The 17,322-nt window shown below is 46.8% G+C and carries 18 protein-coding genes; 10 read left to right on the plus strand and 8 right to left on the minus strand.

All coding sequences use genetic code 11. The features are described from left to right. Positions 1-12: 12 nt before the first annotated feature. The 3 genes from KNQ06_RS09790 to KNQ06_RS09800 all read right to left on the minus strand — a co-directional run bounded on the left by KNQ06_RS09790 (position 13) and on the right by KNQ06_RS09800 (position 3,355). Positions 13-771, minus strand: coding sequence for an SDR family NAD(P)-dependent oxidoreductase (locus KNQ06_RS09790; protein ID WP_214769157.1), 759 nt, complete (start codon positions 769-771; stop codon positions 13-15). Further along, positions 771-1,742, minus strand: a complete 972-nt coding sequence (locus tag KNQ06_RS09795; RefSeq protein WP_214769154.1) for an MBL fold metallo-hydrolase — start codon at positions 1,740-1,742, stop codon at positions 771-773. Before KNQ06_RS09795 ends, KNQ06_RS09790 begins: the two co-directional genes overlap by 1 nt. Before the next feature lie 173 nt (positions 1,743-1,915). Then, positions 1,916-3,355, minus strand: coding sequence for an NADP-dependent glyceraldehyde-3-phosphate dehydrogenase (locus KNQ06_RS09800; RefSeq protein WP_050678501.1), 1,440 nt, complete (start codon positions 3,353-3,355; stop codon positions 1,916-1,918). A 218-nt stretch (positions 3,356-3,573) separates the two neighbouring features. Between KNQ06_RS09800 and KNQ06_RS09805 the strand changes: the two genes are divergently transcribed. Then, positions 3,574-4,452: a chemotaxis protein CheV gene (locus KNQ06_RS09805; RefSeq protein WP_023467660.1), complete on the plus strand. Its 879-nt coding sequence runs from the start codon at positions 3,574-3,576 to the stop codon at positions 4,450-4,452. A gap of 46 nt (positions 4,453-4,498) precedes the next feature. Here KNQ06_RS09805 and KNQ06_RS09810 read toward each other — a convergent pair whose 3' ends face one another. Further along, positions 4,499-4,879, minus strand: coding sequence for an Hpt domain-containing protein (locus KNQ06_RS09810; protein WP_215148096.1), 381 nt, complete (start codon positions 4,877-4,879; stop codon positions 4,499-4,501). Positions 4,880-5,001: 122 nt separating this feature from the next. Between KNQ06_RS09810 and KNQ06_RS09815 the strand changes: the two genes are divergently transcribed. Continuing rightward, positions 5,002-5,937 (plus strand): magnesium transporter CorA family protein, encoded by a 936-nt coding sequence (locus KNQ06_RS09815; RefSeq protein ID WP_023467658.1) that lies wholly within the window; start codon positions 5,002-5,004, stop codon positions 5,935-5,937. Positions 5,938-6,017: 80 nt separating this feature from the next. Here KNQ06_RS09815 and KNQ06_RS09820 read toward each other — a convergent pair whose 3' ends face one another. Then, a complete protein-coding gene (locus tag KNQ06_RS09820) occupies positions 6,018-7,121 on the minus strand; it encodes a PP2C family protein-serine/threonine phosphatase (RefSeq protein ID WP_035408959.1) in 1,104 nt (367 codons plus the stop codon). A 126-nt stretch (positions 7,122-7,247) separates the two neighbouring features. Between KNQ06_RS09820 and ytzI the strand changes: the two genes are divergently transcribed. Then, positions 7,248-7,421, plus strand: coding sequence for a YtzI protein (gene ytzI / locus KNQ06_RS09825; RefSeq protein ID WP_023467656.1), 174 nt, complete (start codon positions 7,248-7,250; stop codon positions 7,419-7,421). Positions 7,422-7,555: 134 nt separating this feature from the next. Beyond that, positions 7,556-8,107 carry a hypothetical protein gene (locus tag KNQ06_RS09830; RefSeq protein WP_023467655.1) on the plus strand — a complete coding sequence of 184 codons (552 nt, stop codon included), beginning with the start codon at positions 7,556-7,558 and terminating at the stop codon, positions 8,105-8,107. 52 nt (positions 8,108-8,159) lie between these two features. Here KNQ06_RS09830 and KNQ06_RS09835 read toward each other — a convergent pair whose 3' ends face one another. Together KNQ06_RS09835 and KNQ06_RS09840 are read right to left on the minus strand one after the other, a co-directional pair. After that, entirely contained in the window at positions 8,160-8,744 is a 585-nt protein-coding gene (locus KNQ06_RS09835) for a YdcF family protein (RefSeq protein ID WP_023467654.1), read from the minus strand. Positions 8,745-9,104: 360 nt separating this feature from the next. Beyond that, positions 9,105-9,929, minus strand: coding sequence for an endonuclease I family protein (locus KNQ06_RS09840; protein WP_149427005.1), 825 nt, complete (start codon positions 9,927-9,929; stop codon positions 9,105-9,107). 337 nt (positions 9,930-10,266) lie between these two features. Here KNQ06_RS09840 and amyS point away from each other — a divergent pair, with 337 nt between their 5' ends. Beyond that, positions 10,267-11,808: an alpha-amylase gene (gene amyS, locus KNQ06_RS09845; RefSeq protein ID WP_214769151.1), complete on the plus strand. Its 1,542-nt coding sequence runs from the start codon at positions 10,267-10,269 to the stop codon at positions 11,806-11,808. Between the two features lie 45 nt (positions 11,809-11,853). Here amyS and KNQ06_RS09850 read toward each other — a convergent pair whose 3' ends face one another. Continuing rightward, on the minus strand, positions 11,854-12,468 hold the full coding sequence (locus KNQ06_RS09850; protein ID WP_149427003.1) for an NAD(P)-dependent oxidoreductase: 615 nt from the start codon (positions 12,466-12,468) through the stop codon (positions 11,854-11,856). A 181-nt stretch (positions 12,469-12,649) separates the two neighbouring features. On the opposite strand from KNQ06_RS09850, the gene KNQ06_RS09855 reads away from it, so the two are divergent. The 5 genes from KNQ06_RS09855 to KNQ06_RS09875 are packed head-to-tail and all read left to right on the plus strand — an operon-like array spanning position 12,650 to position 17,277. Next, complete coding sequence (locus tag KNQ06_RS09855) at positions 12,650-13,345, plus strand: hypothetical protein (RefSeq protein WP_214769148.1); 696 nt, start codon at positions 12,650-12,652, stop codon at positions 13,343-13,345. 17 nt (positions 13,346-13,362) lie between these two features. Beyond that, positions 13,363-14,286 (plus strand): AAA family ATPase, encoded by a 924-nt coding sequence (locus KNQ06_RS09860; RefSeq protein WP_029341157.1) that lies wholly within the window; start codon positions 13,363-13,365, stop codon positions 14,284-14,286. 6 nt (positions 14,287-14,292) lie between these two features. Next, positions 14,293-15,360, plus strand: coding sequence for a DUF58 domain-containing protein (locus tag KNQ06_RS09865; protein ID WP_214769145.1), 1,068 nt, complete (start codon positions 14,293-14,295; stop codon positions 15,358-15,360). 28 nt (positions 15,361-15,388) lie between these two features. Beyond that, entirely contained in the window at positions 15,389-16,249 is an 861-nt protein-coding gene (locus KNQ06_RS09870) for an ABC transporter permease subunit (protein WP_023467647.1), read from the plus strand. Continuing rightward, on the plus strand, positions 16,249-17,277 hold the full coding sequence (locus tag KNQ06_RS09875; protein ID WP_214769142.1) for an ABC transporter permease subunit: 1,029 nt from the start codon (positions 16,249-16,251) through the stop codon (positions 17,275-17,277). The genes KNQ06_RS09870 and KNQ06_RS09875 overlap by 1 nt, the downstream gene beginning before the upstream one ends. The last annotated feature ends 45 nt before the right edge of the window (positions 17,278-17,322 follow it).

A 17,322-nucleotide genomic window follows, 5' to 3' on the forward strand; every position in this document is an offset into this window, starting at 1 on the left:
TCTCCTCCGTCATCACTTTTTATCGAAGCCCGGTTTTCCTAACCACTCGATCAACCGTGGCATCACGCCGTACCCTTTTGCCGATAGCTCCATCCACCATGGTGCATTGACTTCACGTTTACGCCGCTCTATTGCTCGGACGACAGTCGAAGCTAGTCGTTCTTTCGATACGACGATAGAAGCGACATTTTGCTCATACTTCCGGTCGACATCCGCACGGACAAAAAATTCTGTCGCGATCGGTCCTGGATTGACCGTCATGACGTGGATGCCTTTTGGACGTAACTCCAGACGTAACGCGTTCGAAAACTGCAACATCGCTGCTTTCGTCATGCAATAGATCGTTGATTTCGGTGTCGGCAACTTCCCCGCCTGACTGGCCACGTTGACGATCATGCCACCTTCTTTGAGTAATGGCAGACATGCCTTCGTTAAGCGAACGGGACTTAAGACGTTGATCCGGTGCATCGACTCAATCGTTTCAATCGAGGTATCGTCTAAGAAGCTGAATTCCCCGAAACCTGCGTTATTAATCAAAATATCAATCCGTCCATAACGATTTGCGAGTGTTTTTGCAAGAATTTCAGGCGCCTTTTCCAAATCGTAGACCAGGTAGTCTGCCTGGAGTTCAGATGCTAACGTTTGTAATCGATCCTCGCGTCGTGCAATTAAAATCAAGTTTGCGCCTTCTTTATGCAGAGTGCGCGCCAGTGCTTCCCCGAGTCCACTTGAAGCACCCGTGATGACAATCGTCCGGTTGATGAGCTGCATTAGACTTCCTCCGCTTTTGAATAGTAGAGGATACCTGATCGTTTCTCGACCGTGATCGCACCGCGGGCGACGAGTGTATCGAGACGTGCTTTCATCTCACTCATGACAAGAGGGAATGATTTTTTTAATCGGTTTCCATACGTCACTTGTGCTAATTCGAATAACGTATGTTCTCCCGTAAAATACTTCAAGAGCTGATCACCACGTGCTTTGCGTTGCATCAATCGTTCTTCGACGAGTACCGCAACATCTCGAATCGGAGCACCATGTCCAGTGTAGGCGATTCGAATCTGCTCACTTTGTAATTTTTCTAAGGAGTCAAGATACGCAAGAACAGGACGTTTTACGAGCACATCATCACCTGGTTGCGGTTGTTCGAGCAATGGATTCGGCTCGACCCGGTCGAGCAGGTGATCGGCCGCGAACAATACACCATCGTCACTTAGAATTCCGATTTGGTCACTTGCATGCCCCGGTAGTTCGATGACACGGTATCGCCCAGACGGCGTAATCGCGTCGCCTTCTTTTAATGTGAAATCAAGTTGACCTTTTCCAAGCCATTTCAAGGCAGATTGATAGCTTGGTAACATCTCTTGAATCGCTACCGGAACGCCAAACGATGTCGCCAATCGACGCAAGAATGCGTCCCCGTTGTTCAAGAAAATCTCGTCCTGTTCCAAGTATGGGCTTAATCGCGCATGTCCATAGACGGGAATGCCTTTTTCTGAAAAGCGATGCGCCATTCCGGCGTGATCCGCATGGTGATGTGTCACGATGACACGATCTAAATCCTCGACCTGAAGTTCATGTCGTGCAAGCGTCCGTTGCATCGTTTGCCATGCTTCAAGCGTATCCGGTCCACAATCAATGAGGATGTTTTCCCCTTCCGTTCGTAGTACATAGCAGTTCACGTCTCCAACCGGAAATGGTGTCGGAATCGGAATCGGGATGATTTCGTCTGATACAGTCATACCTACACGCCTCTTTTCTCTCGTCCATTTTCTTTCATTATAGAGAGAATGAAGCTATAGCGCCAAACTTTGTGCGTCAAAGGGTGACATTTGTTTTCTAGCTTACGTTAAAGCGCGAGAAATGGATGCACAAAAAACCGACCTTTCCGCAGATTGAAAGGTCGGTCAGAAACTTATTTTAAGTTGAGGACTGTTAATTTGTCGCGTGTCATCGAAGCTAAGCTACGTCCGACGCCTTGAACGCCGAGACCCGATGATTTCACACCGATGAATGGGAAGTGGTCAGGACCACGTTCCGTCCGACCATTGATTTGAACAGAACCTGTTTCAAGCGCATCCGCTACTGCAAACGCAGCATCGATATTCTCTGTGAAGACACTTGCTTGAAGACCGTATTCTGATTCGTTTGAGTATGCAATCATTTCGTCGACTGAGTTGACACGGATGATTGGAAGAACTGGTCCGAACGGCTCTTCCCAAGCAACGCGCATGTCGCGTGTCACGTTGTCAAGAAGTGTTGGTTCGATCAAGTTCGCCGTACGTCCGCCACCTGAGACGAGCGTTGCGCCTTTGTCTGTTGCGTCCGTGATCAAGCCTTCGACGAAGTCCGCTGATTTCGTGTCGATGAGCGGCACGACGACACTGTCTTGTTCAGGTGAACCGACTGTCAATTTCGCGATTCGTGTCTTGAGTTCTTCAATGAGTGCATCCGCTTGATGATCAAGAACGAAAACGCGTTTGATTGCTGTACAACGTTGACCTGAGTAAGAGAACGCCCCACTGATGATATGGTCTGCCGCAAGTGACAGATTCGCATCTTCAAGAACGAGCGCTGGGTCTTTTCCACCAAGTTCAAGGACAAGTGGAATCATTGCCGATTGACGCGACAAATGTTGTCCTGTGCCTGTACCACCAGTAAATGTGATCATGTTGATACCCGGGTGAGCCGTCAAGTAATCACCGATGACCGATCCACGACCTGTGACGATGTTGACGAGTCCAGCCGGAAGACCTGCTGCGACAAGTGCCTCGACCATCAAGATACCGCTGATCGAACCTTGTGTTGCCGGTTTGAAGACGACGGCGTTTCCTGTCATGAGGGCAGGTGCAAGTTTTGCTGCTGCCAAGTTGACTGGGTAGTTGAACGGTGAAATCGCAAGGACAACGCCGAGTGGTGCTTTTTTGATGACCGCGATTTTTTTCGCGCTACCACCAGGGAACGAATCCCCTTGCATCATCTGACCGTCGAAACGGAGACCTTCTTCCGCTGTGTAGCGAATGATTTCAGCTGTCCGTTTGACCTCTTTGACGCCATCTGCACGTCCTTTACCGACTTCGCGCATAATGACTTCACCGATTTCGTCCGCACGTTTTTCGAGTTCCGTTGCCCAAGCGTGAAGCAATTCAGCCCGTTTGTTCGCTGGTTGTTTTGCCCACTCTGCTTGTGCCGCTTTCGCTGAAGCGATGGCACGATCGACTTCCGGTTTTGTCATCGCTTGGACGCGACCGACAAGATCCTCTTTATATGGTGAAGAGATTTCAATCGTCTCTTTTGATTCACTTTCATGCCATTGTCCATCTAGTAAAAATGTGTAGGTTGTTGCTGTAGTCATTCCACTCTACCTCCATTTATTTTTATCTCTCTCATTTCAGTGTGTGGCTGCATAGCTTATTGTAATCAATTGGTCTGACAAATGCCAAACTTTTTGCTTAACATATTATGAAAGCGATTACAACAATTTTTTTGTCAATTCAGAACTAGAATTTTTAGCGTAGCATGCCGATAACTAGTCAGAAGTGAAGTGAAGGTAATGGAAAGGGGCACAACCATATGTATAATCAGCACGATATTTTATTAGAAGCCGGCACGAACGAACTCGAGATCGTCATCTTCCATTGCGGACCATACACGTTTGGAATCAACGTCATGAAGGTTCGGGAAATCATCGTTCCGCTCCCGATGACACCACTCCCAGGTACACCGGACGCTGTTAAAGGATTGATTGAACTGCGTGGCGAAGTCATGACAGTCATCGATTTGCCGACGGTCATTGGTGTTCCACACGATGAAGCAACCGAGGATCGATTGATCATCTGTGAATTTAATGGGGAAAAAAGCGTCCTGCGTGTCGATTCCGTGACGGAAATCCGTCGTATCTCATGGGAACAGATCGATACACCAAACGAACTCGCTCGTGGCATTGAGGGATTAACGAACGGTGTCGTCAAAACGGGCGACAAAATGATCATCTTGCTCGACTACGAAAAAATCGCACTTGAGCTCTCACGCAAGGATATCTTCGCCCGCGAAGAAGGGCGTCGCGTCCAGTCCCGTGACCGGTCCGACAAAGTCATCTGGATCGCCGAAGACTCGGAAATGCTCCGGACGTTGATCATCGAAACACTCGAGGAAGCCGGTTACCATGGTCTGAAATGGTTCATCAATGGTAAGGAAGCTTTTGATGCGTTTGAGAACGGAAGCAACTGTGACCTCCTGATCACCGATATCGAGATGCCGAAGATGGATGGACTACACTTGACGAAACGACTCCGTGAAGATGATCGTTATGCGGAATTGCCAATCATCGTCTTCTCTTCCTTGATTTCCGACGATTTACGCCATAAAGGTGAGTCGGTTGGTGTCAATGCACAAATCACGAAACCGGAAATCGGTCGTTTGATCGAAACGGTCGATTCATACGTCTTATAAGAAAAAAAGCCGACAGCATGTCGGCTTTTTTGATCTATTCGATTGCTCAACGCAGCGCGTCAAGATTTTTTCCAGTAAACACATCGAGCCAGACGACACGGAATTCCACCATGCATTGCTCAATCCGATCGACGATTTCTTGTGTTCCGGTCATTGAACCAGATTCTGCTTCTTTTTCAAGCAGTTCGAAATCATCAGCTAAATCATCAGCTAAATCATCAGCGGCAACGGAATAGGAAGCACCTTTTAGCAAGTGAGCGAGCTTTTCAGTTTGCTCAGCATCTTGCTTGGCGACGGCATCTTTTAGTTCAGGAAACTTTCGATCGAACTGCGCGATATACGTTTCTCCGATTTTTTGAAGGAACGCGTGATCCCCACCCGCGATCGATTGAAGTTCTTCGAGCTTCTTAGCATTAAAAAAAGGCATGTCTTCCCCTCCTCTGTTTTCATCTTATCACTAATCTTCGTAAAAAAAAATCGGAGAATCATTTACACGCCATCGTTTCTATTTCTATAATGAGACAGTGAAGAGCAGGAGGGATAGACAATATGTTGACGATTTATCGAAGCGATGTCACCGGGGCAGTCAACGAGATACAGGAGTTCACGAAGGGTTCCTGGATCCATCTTGTCAATCCGACAAAGGACGAAGCCGACCAAGTCATCGCTGCTACGAATATTCCAGAGGATTTCATTTATGACCCTTTGGACGTGGAAGAAAAACCACGTTTTGAAAAAGATGAAGAAGGTCTACTGATGATCGTCGACGTTCCCTACATCGAAGAAGAATCATCAGGACGCCGTTATAATACGATTCCGCTCGGTATCATCGTGACATCCCGTCATTTCATTACCGTTTGTTCGCAACAGCTCGATGTCCTGACGTTATTCTCGAGTGGTAAGTTGCGAGGATTCCGGACGAATTACCGATCGCGCTTCGTATTCCAGATTCTCTATAAAGTCAGTTCCTCGTATTTACGTTTCTTGCGTCAAATCGATCGTCGTATGGACGAACTTGAGGAAGAACTTCAACGTTCGATGCGAAATCAAGAAATCTTTCAATTGATGAACCTTCAAAAATCATTGGTCTATTTCATGACGTCCTTGAAATCGAACGATGGTGTGCTCGACCGAATCATTAAGACTCCGAGTCTTGAGAAACATGAAGATGATGAAGATTTACTGGAAGACGTCTTCGTCGAACACCGACAAGCGATGGAGATGGCTCAAATCTATAAAGACATCATCAGTTCGACGATGGATACGTTTGGTTCTGTCATCTCGAACAACGTCAACTTCGTCATGAAGTTCCTTGCCTCGATTACGATTGTCATCTCGATTCCGACGATGATTTCCGGGATGTTCGGGATGAACGTCCACGTTCCATGGGAAGGAGAAGTCATCGGATTCTGGATTGTTTTCGGTATGATGATCTTCTTCTCTGGTCTTGCCGCCTTCATCTTATGGCGGAGAAGGTTCTTTTAGTTCAAGTAGATTCAGAGCTTGTATGACTCAAAAAAGACTCAGCGACGGTGCTTCCTTCGCTGAGTCTTTTCATTTACAGGTTAATTGATTTCGACCGTCACGAGACATAAGTCATCCGCTTCATCGCTCTGATCCGGTTGAATCAACTGATGGATGTTCGGTCCTTGTTGTTCGATCAGATTCTGGATGGCGTGGATTCCTTCATCAATGCCTTTACTGTAGAGTTCCATGAAACCATCCGTGTACAAGTAAACACATCCTGGTGAGACGATGTCGATCGTCTTGCTCGAATACGTCGAGTCTTCGAACATACCGACAGGAAGTCCCGTATTCTCAAGCGGAATGATTTGATCATTCATGCGTAACAAACCAGGTGGGTGCCCTGCGTTCGCATAGCTGAGCTTCATCTCATCTAGGTCGATGTAGAGGTAAACGGCAGTGAAATAGATTTCTGTCTCGTCTCCCGGGAACAAACGACTCATCTGCTGATTCAATTCTTCAAGTACTTGTGCTGGATCACCAATCCGGTGCACGAGTTCGAACAAAATCGAACTCATTCCCATCGTGATCAGCGCAGAAGAGACACCGTGTCCCATGACGTCAAACAAGATGATGCCGTATTTATTTTGAGAGATGCGGTACCAGGCGTACATATCTCCTGCTAATTTCTTAGAAGGGATATACGTCGCCATGATGCGGATCTCATCGTCTTCGATATTCGCACTGAGCACACTCTGTTGCAGTTTTTGCGCCAAATCAAAGTCTTCCTGTAATACTTTTTCATATCGTTTTCGCGCATCGATTGCTTGCTTCAGACCAATCGCGTTACGAACTCGCGCGAGCAATTCCGTTTTACGGATCGGTTTCGTCGTATAATCCGATGCTCCTGCATTCAGTCCATCAACGATATCTTCTTCGTTTGATCGCCCGGAAACGATCAGAATCGGTAATTCATCAAGACCAAACCGTTTTCGAATCAAACGTGTCGCCTCGATTCCGCTGATTCCTGGCATTTCGACGTCGAGGAGAACGACGTCCAACTGTTCGATGAATAACGGATCCTCCATCAATTCGATTGCTTCTTCCCCACTCATCGCCTTGACGACGTCATAGCCTTCATTTTCTAACAATCGCTCTAGGAGCATTAAATTCGTTAACTCATCATCTACGACCAAAATACTCATACGCCGTCACCTCGTTCCGTTTAACATGTTTATCTGACATCAGTTTAGCACACAACCTACAATTTCGTTTAGACGGAAGCTGCGTTTTCCGTCATACTAGAAAGTGAACGAAAGGAGGAGTGGACTATGTGGTTATATGTCGTCTCCATTCTCATCATCGTATTCGTCTTGGTCGCCTCGATCATCGTCATTTCGAAAGGATATGGCTACAAAGGCAACAAAGATGATATCGAAATCGATTATGATGAAATCAACCGAAAACTTCGTCACGAAAATGATGATGATTCATCCAACAAATGAACCTCTTAGACCATCATATCACGATGGTCTTTTTTATATTCATTTCAAATACATGTTATTTTTAAATGTTTTTTATTCACTCACAAGGGTATATCCATATCATGGTTAAATATTATCTCAAGGGAGTGTTCATCATGGAACCGAAGCTTCAACATGATCCACACGCAGCACACGCAGAACATCCGAATCGCCAGTTCGATCAGGAAGAATCATCAGGTCGTCAAATCAATCTCGTCACAGGGATGTTGCTCGGTGCCCTTGTCGGCGGTCTATTGACGCTACTTAGTTCTTCGTCTCGCCAAAATACGAAACAGAGTTTACGGGGAGCGAAAGATTCCGTCTCTACCCTCGCTTCTTCTATTAAGGAAGATCCGTCAGGTAAAGCATCACAAGTCATCAATCAAGTGAAGAGTGCTTCAAGCATCATTCAAGAAGTCGCATCTGACGTTCAAAATGTCTATGACAAAGTGAACACAGAGCTTGAAACGGTGAAATCAGATGCCTCGACGGTGAAAGAGACAGTAAATGAGACGAAAGGTGACTTGAATGCAATCAGCAATAAAGTCGTCGAAGCGAAGGATGTCGCACTCGGCAAAGAAGAACCACCTGCTGAGCATGATGCTTCCGACAAACAAGCAAATGATTCTCAATCTTCTGAGGAAAAACATAAAGGTGAAGGCATCTAATCATTCAATGCACTTCTTCTTTCTCCCCGACATGTTCAGCATGTCGGGGTTTTTAGCGTAGGAATTGAACAACGATCGCAACGCGTTCGCGCATTCCAAATCGAAGGACTCCTGAAAGTGGCGTTTCAGCCGGAATCGCATCCGTCTGTAAACCAAGTTGTTTCGCCTCTTGTCGCGCACGGTACAGATGAAAGTCTGACGTGACGATCGAGACGCGACGAACGTCCTTTGGCAACAACGCTTTTGAAAATTGTAGATTTTCCGTCGTTGATGTCGAGTCGGCTTCAAGGATCAACCGTTCTTCAGCAATCCCAGATGCCACCATCCCGCGACGCATCGCCTCTGCTTCTGAAATATCTTCATCTGGACCTTGTCCACCGCTCAAGATGAAGCGGACTTCTGAATGTTGTTTCCCATATGCCGCAGCTGCCTGAATCCGGTTATGTAGGATTTGCGACGGTTTTTCTCCTTTGACACCCGCACCGAGGACGATGACATACGGTGACGTCCCATCAGCGAGTGGCCGTTCCCCTTTATTGACGAAAATACCGACACTGTACCAGAAGGCGACACAAGCGACTAGTCCCCCACCGACCATCCATTTGATGTTTCGTTTGTTAAACGTGCGTTTGATCATACCGTACGACCTCTCTACTAAAAAATGGCTTACGGTAGGCAATACGAATGGTTCTCCAAAAAAGTTTCAGCATAACAGGTTCGGACTCAATGAAAAAAGGCTGACTCAAAAAAGAATGACGCGTCTTTTCACGCCCTTTCCTCAGGTGAGACACAAGCCAGTTTTCCTGCTTTATTCAAGCAGGAAAGCGGGTCTTATTTGTATCTGACAGCGCAAAGATGCGCTTTTCCCTGTAGGAGTTGCGTGAAACGCGTCATTCTTTTTGTTACAAGATAAGGATGGCAGATCATCATTCTGCCACCCTTATCTTTGTAGAGACTGACTGTTGAGTCAGCCCCTTTCCTATTCACTGACTCGTCATCAATTCCCCCAAATTGATGTTACGTATTCCGGATGATCGATGAACGGATTCCGGTTTTTTTGCCACTTCTCAAAGATGACATCGTTGCGACGTTTCTCGAAGCTATCAACTGGGTCAAGCTTATTCCATGCTTTCAGCGTCGACAATTTGCCATGTAACGGGTTCGTACCATTATTGACGTTTTCAGAAGCTTCGAGATCGATTTCTCCGCCACCTTCATAACGAACCGCCATGTAGAAGATCATCCGCGCGATATCACCTTTGACACGGTTCGGTGGTTCCCACGAATCGCTATCGCGATAGCAATCACATCCACTGTATTTCGTACCGCCATTATCGAAATCTAAATTCCCACGTGCGCTGTTGACGACAACGTCTTCCGGACGCAAGTGATGCAAGTCTGTTCCTGGACCGTTTGACGTACCAAAGTCACCGTGTGACTTTGCCCAGACATGTTCACGATTCCATTGACCGACATTCCCACCGTTACTGCTCTTTGAAATCGATTTCCCCGTGTATAACTCGATGACGTTATTCGCATTGTTTGGATCTTGATCCGTTTCTTTCAGTGCTGTCCATACCGTGTCGTATGACACTTGTGTATGATTATCGATGATATCGTGCAGCGATGCCTTCAACGCTGCCCCTGTCTTCCCCGCTGCTGGTAAATAGTACGCATCGATCGTCGATTGTGACGTAACCATCTGCGGACCTGCTGAAACTTGTTTTGGATCAACTGTTTTTGCTGTGACCGGTGTAAAGACGATTGACCCGAGCGCAAGTGTTGCAGCGAGCGCACCTGTGACCTTTGACTTCCAGTTCATGTGTGTTCCCCCTTAAATGGTATGTATGAAAGCGGATGTTACACGCTCATTTTCACACCGAATCCATTCCTGGTGGAAGATGGACGATAGACCTGCTTTTTTGAAGATGAGTCGTCGTTCAGAATATTCATTGAAAGGCAACGGTTAGATGGTCCTGATTTTTTTCATTTATGACGTCAATCCGATCAAAATAGTTCTTCAGAAGAAATATTCTAGGGTCAAAAGTCACGAACAAAAGAGACTTACAAATAAGAATCCGGGACGATATTCCTCCTGTCTGAAGCTTCCCTATAATAAATAATGCAAGCGCTTTCACAAATCATAAGGAGGTCTTTACGTGAAACAAAAAAGATGGATTTTAGCAACCGTCGCATCTGCTGCTTTTTTAGCGCCACTTGCGCAACCGATTGCAGTCGGCGCAACAGCAGACAACGGAACGATGATGCAGTATTTCGAATGGTATGTGCCAAATGACGGTAACCACTGGAACCGTCTCGGGAGTGACGCAACAAAGCTCGATCAGCTCGGGATCACATCGGTCTGGATTCCCCCTGCTTACAAAGGTACCTCGCAAAATGATGTCGGGTACGGCGCCTATGATTTGTACGATTTAGGTGAGTTCAACCAAAAAGGAACGGTCCGTACGAAATACGGCACAAAGGCGCAATTAAAAACGGCGATTGGACAATTGCATACCGCCGGAATCGATGTCTATGGCGATGTCGTCATGAACCATAAAGGTGGCGCTGATTTCACGGAAGCCGTCACGGCAGTCGAAGTCAATCCGGGTAACCGTAATCAGGAAGTCTCTGGCGATTATCAAATCCAGGCATGGACGGGCTTCAATTTTGCAGCGCGAAATAACCTCTACTCGAACTTCAAGTGGAAATGGTACCACTTCGACGGCACGGACTGGGATCAATCGCGTTCAAAAAGCGCCATCTACAAGTTCCGCGGTACCGGTAAAGCGTGGGATACGGATGTCTCAGGTGAAAATGGCAACTACGATTACTTGATGTATGCGGATCTCGACTTCGATCATCCAGAAGTCCAGCAAGAAATGAAGAACTGGGGCAAATGGTACGTCAACGAACTTGGTCTTGATGGGTTCCGTCTCGATGCCGTCAAGCATATCAAACACGGTTACTTAGCGGACTGGCTCGCGAACGTTCGTCAGACGACGGGCAAACCATTGTTTACAGTCGCAGAGTACTGGCAGAACGATCTCGGCACGTTGCAAAACTACTTAAGTCGGACGAATTATCAACAATCCGTCTTTGATGCACCGCTTCATTATAAGTTCGAACAGGCAAGTAAAGGCGGCGGGTACTATGACATGCGGACGATCTTTGACGGTACTCTCGTCAAGAGCAATCCAGTCCAAGCCGTCACACTCGTAGAGAACCATGATTCGCAGCCTGGACAATCGCTTGAATCAACGGTTCAGTCATGGTTCAAACCGCTTGCTTACGCGATGATTCTGACACGTGAACAAGGCTATCCGTCGGTCTTCTATGGTGACTACTATGGTACAAAGGGTACGTCGAATCGCGAAATTCCAGCACTCGCTTCGAAGATTGATCCGTTACTTAAAGCACGGAAGGACTTCGCGTTCGGGAAACAAAACGATTACCTCGATAACCAAGACATCATCGGTTGGACACGTGAAGGTGTCTCAGACCGTGCAAAATCAGGTCTTGCGACGATTCTGTCAGATGGTCCTGGCGGTAGCAAGTGGATGTACGTCGGGCTTCAGAACAAAGGAGAAGTCTGGACGGATATCACTGGTAACAACACGAAGTCGGTCACGATCAATCAAGATGGCTACGGTCAATTCTTCGTTAACGGTGGTTCGGTCTCCGTCTATCGTCAACAATAAGCAATCAAAAAAGACTCTTCCGTATGTGGGAGAGTCTTTTTTTCTTCATTCTGCTAAACCGACACTCGATTTGATATGATCTTCTGTCTCGATTGCCTGTAAGAGGAAATGCGCCACATCTGCGCGATTGATCTGTTTCGCATCTTCCGGTACACCTGTATCTGCTTGACGATAAAGTCCCGTCAACGGACCGTTCAGTAAACGGAGTGGTCGAGCTACCGTATAGTTCAAATCTGCTTGTTGCAAAAGCGCGATCGCTTGGCGGTGATCCTTCAGTGGATTTTTCAGAATCCGCTGAGCGAGCATCCCTTGTACACCCGGTAATTCATCATCAACACCGGCAGACGCAACATAACCGATCCGGTCTACCCCCTGTTTTTTCATCGCTGTCACGATCCGGACGAGACTCCGTTCTAAAAAGCCGCTATATGCAAGACTCTCTGTGCCAAGAGCCGTCAGGACAGCCTCTTGCCCGGCAACAGCAGTCGTCACCGCTTCTTGATCGAGCACGTCGCCTTTAACGACGTGTAACCGTTCGTCACGTAGTGTCAGTTTTTCCGGACTGCGGACAAATGCTGTGACCTCATGCCCGTGATCAATCGCTTGCTTGACCAGTTCTTGCCCCGTTTGACCCGTCGCTCCAAAAATAATCAATTTCATACAAAACACCCTTTCTCTTTCAAGAACCACTGATTCCATCATACCCTCACCACTTGAAAATGAATCGTCTCACCTTGTCTTTATTTTCAGAAAATTGTTTTTATTTGTTAAGCGTGTATGCTAAAATCTTCCTAAGTACATATGGATATTTTTTCCTTAAAAACAGGAAGGAGGATCGCTTGTGTTACGGCAACGCTTTATCATGTCGCTTGGTGTCATTCTGATTGGTCTGTTCTTGTTTCAAACCGTCACGACGTACGTTTATACACATTACATCATGCCGGATCCTTTTAAGAAGCCTTCGATCTCACAAAGTGAAGCAAACGGTGAAATTACTTTTAAAGAAGGTCATTTACATTCTAACAAAAAAGGCAAAATGCCTTTTGAACCGATCGATCCACGACCTGGTCCAAAAGAGCTCTGGAAATCTTTTAAAGCGGATGTATCTAACTCTGACTCCCCCCTTTCTTATCTGCAATACATCATTTTAATCAGCTTGTTTAGTTTCATGGTCTGGAAACTCGTTCAGTCGCGCCGCGTGAAAAAACGGCGCATTCCTACAGGAGACGTAACGGATGACGTTCCATTCGCTCAATCGATCTTTCATCCTACTTCTTTAAGAAAATCGCCTTACCTGTATGCATCGTATTCGTCTTCACGTGTCCGTGATCTTGTCATTCGTTTTGAGCAACATTTACCACGCAGTCAGCAACGTCGTCCGAACGAAACGCTTGAAGACTGGTTACGTCGGATTGAGGTCTCTGTCGATTTTCAGTTGTATCGGAATATTCGCTACGGTGATATGTCGGAAACAATCGTCACGAACGATGAGATTCTACGTTTCGAACAACAATTAGCACGCTACTCAACCATTTGACCTTGGAGGGATTTCCTATGAAACTACAACAATTAAAAGACCAACTCAATTCCATCTATCTCGGTAAACCGGACGTCATCGACCTTTGTCTGACAGCACTCATCGCAGAAGGACATATTCTACTAGAAGACGTACCGGGAACAGGGAAAACGATGCTCGCCAAGGCGCTCGCTCAAAGCTTTGAAAGTGCCTTCTCGCGGATTCAGTTTACGGCGGACCTTCTCCCGTCAGACGTCATCGGTTCGGACTTCTTCAACTTAAAGACGCAGGAGTTCGAGAATAAACGCGGTCCATTGTTTGCGAACGTCGTCTTGATCGATGAGATCAACCGTGCCGTTCCGCGGACACAATCGGCCTTGCTCGAAGCGATGGAGGAACGTCAAGTCTCGATTGGTGGAACGACCTATCAGATGCCAGCCCCGTTCTTCGTCATCGCGACACAAAATCCGATCGAATCAGCAGGAACGTTCCCGCTACCAGACGCACAACTCGACCGGTTCATGGTCGCGATCGAAGTCGGTTATCCGGATTTCGAGAACGAACGCCGCTTATTGTCTGAGATTCTGACGAATGTCCGCCGGTCAGCTGTCGGCATCGCGTCAGGTGGCGACTTGATTTCTTGGCAGGAAGAGGCACGCCGCGTCCATGCATCGCAAGACGTGCTTGATTATCTATTACACATCGTTCAAGCGACACGAAACCATGAACTCATTGAAGTCGGTGTCAGTCCGCGTGGAGCGATTGCATTACTTCGCGCCTCGCAAAGCTACGCTTTCTTGAATCAACGCGACTTCATCATCCCGGAAGATATCAAATATCTTGCAAAACACGTCCTATCCCATCGCCTGACACTGACACTCGAAGGTGGAATCAAGACGACGAAAGCGGCTGTTTTGACGCATATTCTGGACGACGTGCCGGTTCCGGTCGAGATGGGGTGACGAATCATGCAGATTGAACGTTCCGTCCCGTTTTGGCTTGAACGCCGACTTTTTCCACTGTACGTCACGATGACGTTCATCTTCCTCTTCATTCCGCGTCTTTCCGTCCTCGGATTTCTGTTCGCAGCTTTGGCGACGATTCATTTCGTCGTCGGGCGAACAGAAAAGCAGTTACGACGGGACGTCGCCATCGAATGGAAGCACTATGAATCATTGATGTTCAACCAGGAACAGACGACACTCCATTTACAAGTCTTCGGTGTCGAATCCTTGAGTCAGCTTGGGCTCGAAGCGACCCTTCGTTTGCACACGGATGGCGGAGTCATCTTTCCGGAGATGGATCCACTTCACCCGGCGACGTTTCATGCAGTGATTGACTCTGAAGACGCAGTGACGATCCCGATTCAGACGGTTCGTCGTGGACCAGCCGAATTCGATGAGATCATCTTGACGATTCGTCTGCCGTGGAAGATGGGCGTTTATCTCTTCACGTTCGATACGTATCCGTCGTTTACAGTCTTGCCGTCCTTGACGGCGCAAGCGACGCCGTTGCTATTACAACGTTTACGGATTGGCGACCGACCGGACCGTTACTCACCGCTCAAGAACAAACTCGTTCAGCTTGGTGCAAAACCTTATACGGCGGAACCGTCAAAAGAAATCGATTGGTATGCGACGGCGAAGACCGGTCGCCTGCAGGCGAAAGTATTCGAAACGAGCAATCAGGATACGTTTACGATTGCCTTGAACTTATCTGCCCCGAGCGGTTACGGACTCCACCAACAATTTGAGACGTTCATCGAACAAGCGGCATTCCTGATCAGTGAATTAATCAAGGAGGGCTGTAAGATTGAACTGTTCTTGAATCGACTCGACGTAGCAAACCGGATGACACATCTCTCGTTACAAGAAGGACAACCGCAATTAAAACATGTCTTGATGACCCTTTCGACGGTCTCGACGCGTGATTCGTTCATCGCGACACAACAGTTCGAACGCTATGTACTGCGCCGGAAACATATGAACAGTCAGTTGATCCAAATTGGCAATGACCGGATCCTCGCCATCGGCTGAGGATCCAAAGAAAGGAGTTTTTCGCCTCATGGTGTTTATCGCCCGAAAATCAATTCAGCTTATCGTGGCATTTTTTGTCTTGATTGCGATCAGCGCCCTTCCGGCGCTTGTCGCGCAAATGAAATTCAACCCAGCAAGCTACTGGGAAGGTCTGAAACAGCAATTTGCTCAATTAACGAAACTTGATGAGATTACCTATTTCAACGTAACCGCTCAAAAGGAATTCTTGTTGCTTCCTACCATCAGTCCATTCATTAAAGAGACGTTAATCATCTTTACGACAGCTATGCTGGTCTCCGCTGTGTGTGCGATTTTTTATGCTTATCTGTTTTATCGGAGTGGTCGCAAAACACGTATGATGCTGAAGCAAACGACGCGGACGCTTGAGATGGTTCCGGATCTGTTCTGGATCATTCTTTCACAATTCCTTGTCCTCTATCTGTTTAAAACGACCGGGTATGACAAAATCGAAATTGCGGGATCCTATGCTGAGTACATTCGTTTTTTACCGATTCTTACGCTAACGTTGACAACACTATTCTTCTTCATCAAATGGTTGACGACGCAAGTACTCGAACAGGAAGCTGCTCCTTTCCTTGAACTCGCACGGGCTAAAGGCATTCGTCCTGCCGCTCTTTTCTGGAAACATTTGATTCCGACAATGATCTATCGGTTTTATCTGTTTTTCCGAGCGAACATCATTACGGTATTATCGAGTCTCGTGATCATTGAATACACGTTCGAAGTGCAAGGTATGTTCCGGTTCGTCTTTTATAATGGACAAATGCCGATTTTGATGGTCATCTTGTTCTTAATCTATCTACCGATTTTCATCATTGATTTGTTGGCAGAATGGCTTATTCCTAACGCCTGGAAAGGGGGGATTTGATGCGTCGTACTTTGATGCGAGATCCTGTCTTCTGGCTATGTTTATTTTTACTCACTGGTTTACTGCTCCTTAGTTTTGGAAATACGATCTTTCGTGATGGTCAAGTCGATCAAATCTCGAACCGGTATGCTGAAGACGGTACGTTCCTTGCGACATCACCACTAAAACCGTCAAGTGATCAATGGCTCGGTACAGACCGCTCTGGCTATGACCTCTTTCAATTGATGATTGAAGGATTTAAATGGACAGCCGGTATTTGTATGATTGTTGCGCTCGGTCGAATGTTTCTTTCGCTAGTGATTGCGATTCCGCTAGCTTTTAGAAGTGCTCGCGTCAATCGATACTTAAAACTTATTCTTGATGGATTTTTAGTTTTACCGCTCTCTCTTGTCGCGTTGCTCATTTTGCTTCCATCACTTACGTTCTTTGATTCGACTGCTATCCCATCGTTGTTCGACCGTGTATCGTTCGAGTTGATCGTCTTGATTTTGCTTGGTCTCCCCTCTTTATCGCTTTATCTGATTGCTGAGACCCGTCAGTTACTTAGTCAAGAGTTCATGATTGTCGCCCAGACGCTTGGTGGCAGTCCGTGGCATCGGTTCAGACGCCACATTTGGCCACATCTTGTTCCAACGTTGACAATCGTTTTTATGCAACAGTTCATCCAAACGTTGATGTTACTCGTTCACTTATCACTTTTCAAAATTTTCTTCGCTGGAACGGTTAATTTACATGTAGGAACTGCCCCAACGATTTTTGAGTGGTCCTCGATGTTCGGTTATTACTATAACCAGTTTTCAGCGACGTCTTGGCTCAATCATATGTTCCTTGTTCCACTGATTGGGCTAGCATTAGTCGTCTTTTTCAGCAATCTATTCATGAGTCGACTCGAACGGGCTTTCCGCTTCCGCCAGCAACTAAAACCAATCAAGCTATCGGCATCTCGTGCTCAAGACGAAGCCGCTGCGACGTCGATGGTCGATCCCTTTACACTCGTTGCCCGGAACTCCCGTCACGATTCTGATTGACAATCCATTTTTTTCCTCTTACACTAGAAAAAAACATGAAATGAG

The organism is Exiguobacterium sp. s91 (assembly GCF_018618915.1).
GTDB lineage: Bacteria > Bacillota > Bacilli > Exiguobacteriales > Exiguobacteriaceae > Exiguobacterium_A > Exiguobacterium_A abrahamii.

Excerpts from the sequence above, each read along its gene's own strand:
- KNQ06_RS09790 (WP_214769157.1), bottom strand. The coding sequence starts at position 771 with ATGCAGCTCATCAACCGGACGATTGTCATCACGGGTGCTTCAAGTGGA.
- KNQ06_RS09795 (WP_214769154.1), bottom strand. The coding sequence starts at position 1,742 with ATGACTGTATCAGACGAAATCATCCCGATTCCGATTCCGACACCATTT.
- KNQ06_RS09800 (WP_050678501.1), bottom strand. The coding sequence starts at position 3,355 with ATGACTACAGCAACAACCTACACATTTTTACTAGATGGACAATGGCAT.
- KNQ06_RS09805 (WP_023467660.1), top strand. The coding sequence starts at position 3,574 with ATGTATAATCAGCACGATATTTTATTAGAAGCCGGCACGAACGAACTC.
- KNQ06_RS09810 (WP_215148096.1), bottom strand. The coding sequence starts at position 4,879 with ATGCCTTTTTTTAATGCTAAGAAGCTCGAAGAACTTCAATCGATCGCG.
- KNQ06_RS09815 (WP_023467658.1), top strand. The coding sequence starts at position 5,002 with ATGTTGACGATTTATCGAAGCGATGTCACCGGGGCAGTCAACGAGATA.
- KNQ06_RS09820 (WP_035408959.1), bottom strand. The coding sequence starts at position 7,121 with ATGAGTATTTTGGTCGTAGATGATGAGTTAACGAATTTAATGCTCCTA.
- ytzI (WP_023467656.1), top strand. The coding sequence starts at position 7,248 with ATGTGGTTATATGTCGTCTCCATTCTCATCATCGTATTCGTCTTGGTC.
- KNQ06_RS09830 (WP_023467655.1), top strand. The coding sequence starts at position 7,556 with ATGGAACCGAAGCTTCAACATGATCCACACGCAGCACACGCAGAACAT.
- KNQ06_RS09835 (WP_023467654.1), bottom strand. The coding sequence starts at position 8,744 with ATGATCAAACGCACGTTTAACAAACGAAACATCAAATGGATGGTCGGT.
- KNQ06_RS09840 (WP_149427005.1), bottom strand. The coding sequence starts at position 9,929 with ATGAACTGGAAGTCAAAGGTCACAGGTGCGCTCGCTGCAACACTTGCG.
- KNQ06_RS09850 (WP_149427003.1), bottom strand. The coding sequence starts at position 12,468 with ATGAAATTGATTATTTTTGGAGCGACGGGTCAAACGGGGCAAGAACTG.
- KNQ06_RS09860 (WP_029341157.1), top strand. The coding sequence starts at position 13,363 with ATGAAACTACAACAATTAAAAGACCAACTCAATTCCATCTATCTCGGT.
- KNQ06_RS09865 (WP_214769145.1), top strand. The coding sequence starts at position 14,293 with ATGCAGATTGAACGTTCCGTCCCGTTTTGGCTTGAACGCCGACTTTTT.
- KNQ06_RS09870 (WP_023467647.1), top strand. The coding sequence starts at position 15,389 with ATGGTGTTTATCGCCCGAAAATCAATTCAGCTTATCGTGGCATTTTTT.
- KNQ06_RS09875 (WP_214769142.1), top strand. The coding sequence starts at position 16,249 with ATGCGTCGTACTTTGATGCGAGATCCTGTCTTCTGGCTATGTTTATTT.